Origin of the sequence: Anaerofustis stercorihominis (assembly GCF_005844425.1) — a bacterium.
GTDB classification, from domain to species: domain Bacteria; phylum Bacillota; class Clostridia; order Eubacteriales; family Anaerofustaceae; genus Anaerofustis; species Anaerofustis butyriciformans.
On sequence record NZ_SPHL01000072.1, the window covers coordinates 1 to 2,905 of the forward strand.

At 28.9% G+C, this 2,905-nt stretch carries 3 protein-coding genes; all 3 read left to right on the forward strand.

The window, feature by feature from the left end; genetic code table 11:
- Window positions 1-403: 403 nt before the first annotated feature.
- The gene (gene vanT, locus FGQ49_RS10130) at window positions 404-1,510 is read left to right on the forward strand and encodes a serine racemase VanT catalytic subunit (RefSeq protein WP_138269746.1); all 1,107 of its coding nucleotides are present in this window, start codon (window positions 404-406) and stop codon (window positions 1,508-1,510) included.
- A 121-nt stretch (window positions 1,511-1,631) separates the two neighbouring features.
- The gene (locus tag FGQ49_RS10135; protein WP_138269747.1) at window positions 1,632-2,459 is read left to right on the forward strand and encodes an Mrp/NBP35 family ATP-binding protein; all 828 of its coding nucleotides are present in this window, start codon (window positions 1,632-1,634) and stop codon (window positions 2,457-2,459) included.
- A gap of 12 nt (window positions 2,460-2,471) precedes the next feature.
- Window positions 2,472-2,765, forward strand: coding sequence for a Dabb family protein (locus FGQ49_RS10140; RefSeq protein ID WP_138269748.1), 294 nt, complete (start codon window positions 2,472-2,474; stop codon window positions 2,763-2,765).
- Window positions 2,766-2,905: the final 140 nt, after the last annotated feature.

Sequence of the window (2,905 nt, forward strand, 5' to 3'; positions counted from 1 at the left end):
GGTGTTTTATTTAGAAGTAGAAAGAAGGTTTTAAAAAGAAGTGTAAATATTTATGGGCTGACTTTGTCTATTATATTTCTTTTAATTGAAGGGATGATGCTTAGAAATTTAAATTTACAAAGGCATTCCAGTATGTATATTTTTCTTGTTCCTTTAGTTGTTTTTTTATTCTCTTTTATTTTGAGTTTTAATATAGAGAATAAAAAAACATTAAGAAGTTTGTCTATGTATGTTTATATAATTCATCCTTTTATAATTGTTTTATGCAGGTTCATATTAAAAAATATTGTATCATTAAATATTGTAATAAATAACTCGATGTTATTTTATATATTGGTTTGCATTTTTTCTTATTTGTTTTCTGAAAGTGTTAGGAAATTATTTTCTTATAGAGGGCTAATAAATGGAAAATTATAAAAGAGCTTGGATGGAAATAAATCGAAATAATTTAATTTATAATGTAAACCAATTTAGAAAATTACTGGGAAGTAGTTGTAAATTGATGCCTGCAATAAAAGCCAATGCATATGGTCATGGAGATGTTGAAGTTGCAAGTATTTTAAATGAAGCGGGTGTATATGATTTTTGTGTAGCGAGTTTGGATGAAGGTATAAGACTCCGTAAAAGTGGTATAGTCGGGAATATATTGATTCTTGGGTATACAGATGTAAGTTTTGCATATCTTATTAAATTATATGATTTAACTCAGACTGTTATTAATTATGAGTACGCTTTAATGCTTAATAACAGTAAAATAGATATTAGGGTTCATATTGCAGTGGATACAGGTATGCATAGGCTTGGAGAGAGTTTTTCTTCTGTTAATAGTATTTTAGATATACTACGTTTAAAACATTTAATTGTTGAAGGTGTGTTTAGTCATTTATGTGTAAGTGATAGTTTTAGTAAGAATGATATTATGTTTACAAAACTTCAGATAAAGAGATTTGAAAAAGTTAGAAAAAATTTAATAAAAAGAGGATATAAGGATTTAAAATATCATATTCAAGGAAGTTATGGAGTTTTGAATTACCCAAATTTAAAATATGATTATGTAAGAATAGGTATTGCTCTTTATGGTATTTACAGCAAAAGTAAAGATAAAGTTTTGTGTGATATTAATCTTAAATGTGTTATGACGTTGAAGTCCAGAATAGAGCTTGTTAGAGATATTGGTGTTAGTGAAAGACTTGGGTATGGACTTGATTTTAAAGCAGATAAAAAAATGAAAATAGCAGTTATTTGTATAGGGTATGCAGATGGTATTCCAAGAAACCTTTCAAATAAAGGGTATGTTTTGATATGTGGCAGAAAAGCAAAAATAGTTGGGCGAATTTGTATGGATCAGCTTTTTGTTGATGTAAGTAATATAAATGAGGTTAAGATTGGAGATGAGGTTGTTTTAATAGGTGAAAATCTAAGTGCAATGGATATGGCAGATGTGGGAGGTACAATTTCAAATGAAATTGTAAGTCGTTTGTCGAAAAGAGTATCAAGAGTGATTATATAATGTATTTTATATGTTTAATTTTTAATTTATTTCTAAATTTCGTTTTATATGTATAAAAAACAAAGTATTAGTGCTATAATGTTATGAAAATGAAAAAATAAATTAAAGAGGTAATATTGTAATGAGTGAATGTTCACATGATTGTTCAAATTGCAGTGCAAATTGTTCATCTAGAAAACAAACAAAAGAGGATTTTCTTGTAAAACCTCATAAAAAAAGCAATATAAAAAAGGTAATTGGAGTTGTAAGCGGTAAAGGCGGTGTCGGTAAGTCTTTAGTTACATCTTTACTTGCATCAAACATGAAAAAGGCTGGATACAATGTAGGGATACTTGATGCTGATATTACAGGACCTTCAATTCCTAAAATATTTGGTGTAAGCGGTAGCGTTTATGCAACAAAAGAAGGTGCATATCCTAAGAAGAGCGAAGGCGGAGTTGATATTATGTCAATAAATCTTCTTTTGGAAGATGATACAAAACCTGTTGTTTGGAGAGGACCTGTTATTGCAGGAGCTGTTGGTCAATTTTGGACTGATATAATTTGGGAAGATGTTGACTATATGTTTGTTGATATGCCTCCCGGAACAGGTGATGTTCCTTTAACTGTTTTTCAAACAATTCCTGTTGATGGAATTGTGATTGTTACATCTCCTCAAGAGCTTGTTTCTATGATTGTTGAAAAAGCTGTTAATATGGCCGAAATGATGAATATCAATGTTCTTGGACTTGTTGAAAATATGAGTTACATTGAATGTCCAAATTGCCATGAAAAAATAAGTGTATTTGGCGAAAGTCATGTAGATGAAGTTGCTAAAAAATATGGATTAGAAGTTCTTGCAAATATTCCAATTGATCCTGAAATTGCTAAGAAGTGCGATGAAGGTAAAATTGAACAGCTTGATAAACAATATGTTGATAAAGCAATTGAAAAATTAAAAAATCTGTAAAGGGTGTATAAAATGATAAAACATATAGTTTGCTTTAAGTTAAAAGATAATAGTGAAAAGGCATGTAGAATGGCTAAAGAAACTCTTATGTCTATGAAAGATCATGTATCATTAATAAAAGATATAAATGTAGGAATAGACTTTCTCCATTCTGAAAGATCTTATGATTTAATATTAGAGGTTGTATTGGATTCAAAAGAAGCTTTAGATGAATATCAAAAAGATCCATATCATTGTGATGTTGTAAAAAGCTATATGCACAAGGTGAGAGAAACTAGTGTGGCAGTAGATTATGTCATTGAATAGATTTTTTGTAAAAAAAACTGCAAAAAACTGTAAAAAAGGTATTGACATAGTGTAGATAAAGTGATAATATAACAAAGCTGTTTCAAGCGGATAGCTGGATAAGCATACGAGAAGAAGTCAATGAAAAAAAATGACAAAAA

What these genes read in the sequence shown, in the direction of transcription:
- FGQ49_RS10140 (WP_138269748.1), top strand. Translation starts at nt 2,472, where the DNA reads ATGATAAAACATATAGTTTGCTTTAAGTTAAAAGATAATAGTGAAAAG.
- vanT (WP_138269746.1), top strand. Translation starts at nt 404, where the DNA reads ATGGAAAATTATAAAAGAGCTTGGATGGAAATAAATCGAAATAATTTA.
- FGQ49_RS10135 (WP_138269747.1), top strand. Translation starts at nt 1,632, where the DNA reads ATGAGTGAATGTTCACATGATTGTTCAAATTGCAGTGCAAATTGTTCA.